The sequence below is a fragment of the Iamia sp. genome (genome assembly GCF_035575815.1).
Taxonomy (GTDB): domain Bacteria; phylum Actinomycetota; class Acidimicrobiia; order Acidimicrobiales; family Iamiaceae; genus Iamia.
Genome location: NZ_DATLXO010000014.1, coordinates 1 through 2,954, shown reverse-complemented (window position 1 = coordinate 2,954; position 2,954 = coordinate 1). Strand labels below are relative to the sequence as shown.

Annotated in this window: 4 protein-coding genes; all 4 read right to left on the bottom strand. The window is 69.0% G+C overall.

What is annotated here, in order from left to right:
* Positions 1 to 129: 129 nt before the first annotated feature.
* From VNL12_RS01230 to VNL12_RS01215, 4 genes are read right to left on the bottom strand one after another with little or no spacing between them, the layout of a single operon-like run.
* Positions 130 to 1,302, bottom strand: a complete 1,173-nt coding sequence (locus tag VNL12_RS01230) for an NADH-quinone oxidoreductase subunit D 1 (RefSeq protein ID WP_325590835.1) — start codon at positions 1,300 to 1,302, stop codon at positions 130 to 132.
* On the bottom strand, positions 1,299 to 2,015 hold the full coding sequence (locus tag VNL12_RS01225) for an NADH-quinone oxidoreductase subunit C (protein ID WP_325590833.1): 717 nt from the start codon (positions 2,013 to 2,015) through the stop codon (positions 1,299 to 1,301). Before VNL12_RS01225 ends, VNL12_RS01230 begins: the two co-directional genes overlap by 4 nt.
* Entirely contained in the window at positions 2,005 to 2,505 is a 501-nt protein-coding gene (locus tag VNL12_RS01220) for an NADH-quinone oxidoreductase subunit B family protein (RefSeq protein ID WP_325590832.1), read from the bottom strand. The genes VNL12_RS01225 and VNL12_RS01220 overlap by 11 nt, the downstream gene beginning before the upstream one ends.
* A gap of 40 nt (positions 2,506 to 2,545) precedes the next feature.
* Positions 2,546 to 2,911 (bottom strand): NADH-quinone oxidoreductase subunit A, encoded by a 366-nt coding sequence (locus tag VNL12_RS01215; protein ID WP_325590830.1) that lies wholly within the window; start codon positions 2,909 to 2,911, stop codon positions 2,546 to 2,548.
* Between the last annotated feature and the right edge of the window lie 43 nt (positions 2,912 to 2,954).

Here is a 2,954-nt window from a genome sequence, read left to right as displayed (position 1 = left end):
GGGGTCTCCCCCAGGGGAAGGCGAAGCCGATCCAGCTTGCTGGTCGGCGCAGCCAAGCAGCGCGGCCGAAGGCCGCACGACCGGACTCGTGGGAACGGAGCGAGCGCAGCGAGCGAGTGACCACGAAGCTCATCTGTCGATGTCTCCGAGGATGAAGTACAGGCTCGAGAGGATCGACACGATGTCGGGCACGTAGACGCCGCGGAGCACCCACGACAGCACCGAGACGTTGTTGAAGCTGGCGGAGCGGATCTTCAGTCGGAACGGTCCGAGGTCGCCCTTGGACACCACGTAGTAGCCCATGGCGCCGAGCGGGTTCTCGGTGGCGACGTAGGCCTCGCCTGCAGGCACCTTGATGATGCGGGGCACCTTGGCCATGATCGGACCGCTGGGCAGGCCGTCCAGGCACTGGTCGACCATGATCGACGCCTCGCGGATCTCCTGGATGCGGACCCACCAGCGGCTGAAGCAGTCGCCGTCGGGGTGGGTGTACACCTTCCAGTCGAGCTGGTCGTGCACCATGCCGTGCGGTGCGTCGCGCCGCAGGTCCCAGTCGACGCCCGACCCCCGCAGGTTCGCCCCCGAGAGCCCGTAGCTCTGGGCCACGTCGCCGGGGATCACGCCGATGCCCCGGGTGCGGAGCTGGAAGATCTCGTTGCCGGTGACCAGGGCGTCGATCTCGTCGCAGAAGTCCCGCACCTTGGCCATGGCGACCTTGGTATCCGCGATCCACCCCTTGGGCAGGTCGTCCTTCAGGCCCCCGATGCGGTCGAAGTTGGGGTGGAACCGTCCCCCGGTGACGGCCTCGATCTGGTTGAGGACGTACTCCCGGTCGCGGAACCCGTAGAAGGCCGCGGTCTGTCCGCCGAGCTGGAGGGCGGTGTCGCCGGCGAAGAGCACCAGGTTGGCGATGCGGCTCATCTCGAACAGGGCGGTGCGGATCCACTGGGCCCGGGGCGGGGCCTCGACGTCGAGCAGCCGCTCGGCGGCGAGGATGAAGGGCACCTCGTTGGCGAAGCTGCCCAGCCAGTCGATGCGGTTGATGAGCGTGGTCACCTGGGGATAGGTGCGGACCTCGGAGAGCTTCTCGTAGCCGCGGTGCATGTAGCCCGCGATGGGCTCGGCCGTGATGACCTGCTCGGCGTCGAGCTTGGCCACGATGCGCAGGGTGCCGTGGGTCGCCGGGTGCTGGGGCCCGAGGTTGATCGTCATGCCCTCGGTCTCGATCTCGAAGTTGATCCGCGCGTCAGCGGCCTGGGCGGCGATGTAGCGCAGCTGCTCGCGATCGGTCACGGCGGTCACGGGGCTTCGCCTCCCCCGGTGGCGGTGGCGTCGTCGGCCGCGGGCTCGTCGGCGGGCTCGTCGTCGGCGGGCATGGGCTCCACGTCGATGATGCCGGGCCAGGGCTTCACCATGCGGGCGATGAGCGGGAAGTCCTTGCGGAGCGGGTTCCCCTCGAAGTCCCCCGGCAGGTAGATGTGACGGAGCCCGGGGTGGCCCTCGAAGCCGATGCCGAACATCTCCCAGGTCTCGCGCTCGTGCCAGTCGGCGCCGTCGTAGAGGGGCATCCAGCTGGCCACGGCCAGGCTGTCGTCGGGGACGTCGGCCTTGATGATGATGTCGGTCTGGTCGACCACGTTCACCACGCGGGCGAAGACCTGGAAGCGCGTCTCGCCGCCGGCGACACCGGTGACGATGGTGGCGTCGATGTCCTTGGGCGGCGAGAGCCCATCGTCCTCGTAGCGGCCGTAGGGCGAGGGCAGCCAGTCGATGGCGGAGAGGAAGTCGAACCAGCGGCACCCGAGGTGGTCGCGGGCGACCTGGCCGGCGGTGCGCCAGGCCTCGGCGGTCACGCGCACCCAGAGGGTGTGACCGACGGTGATGTGGGAGTCGACGACGGCGTCGCCCAGCTCGGCGCCGAAGCGGTCGCGCACCGCCTCGCGCGCGGCGTCGGTGGGCGTCTCGGCGGCCTCGGCCTCAGCCTCGGCCTCGGGGGTCTCGGTGTCAGGTGACATGGATCGGTTCCCCTCGCCAGCGGGCTGCGGGGTCCTCGGTGCGGATGCGCTCCTGGAGCAAGACGATGCCCTCGAGCAGCGCCTCGGGTCGAGGCGGGCAGCCGGGCACGTAGACGTCGACGGGGATGATCTGGTCGACGCCCTTGGTGACCGAGTAGCTGTCCCAGTACGGGCCGCCGCAGTTGGCGCACGAGCCCATGGAGATCACGTACTTGGGATCCGGCATCTGCTCGTAGAGGCGCCGGATGGCCGGCGCCATCTTGTCGGTGACGGTGCCGGAGATGACGACGAGGTCGGCCTGGCGGGGCGAGGCCGGGAACGGGATCACACCGAGGCGCATCACGTCGAAGCGGGGCGACGCGAAGGCGGCGCCCATCTCGATGGCGCAGCAGGCCAGCCCCCACTGGTACACCCAGAGGGAGTACTTGCGAGAGATGTTGAGCAGCGCGGTGAGGGACTTGGGGGACTTGCCGCTCTCGATGAGGCCCATCAGCAGGGGCCCGGGGTGGCCCGGGAGGCCGGGGTCGGGATCAGATCCACTTGAGAACCTTCTTGCGCCAGGCGTAGAGCAGGCCGAGGGCCAGCACCGCGATGAAGATGGACATCTCGATGACGCCGAAGGTGCCGTAGGCCTCGAGCCGGGTGGCCCACGGGAAGATGAAGACCGCCTCCACGTCGAACATGACGAAGAGGAGGGCGAAGATGTAGTAGCGGATCTCGGCCTGGGTCCAGCCCTCGCCCACCGGGTCGACGCCGCTCTCGTAGCTCATCAGCTTCTCCCGGCTGGGGCGCTGGGGTCGCACGAGCGACCCGAGGCCCAGCACGGCCCCGACCAGGCCGACCGCGACGCATCCGAAGATGAACACGGTGAGGTAGGAGCGGAGGAAGTCCGACACGTCGACCGAATCTAGTGAGGCTTTTCGCGATGGGCCAAAGGGG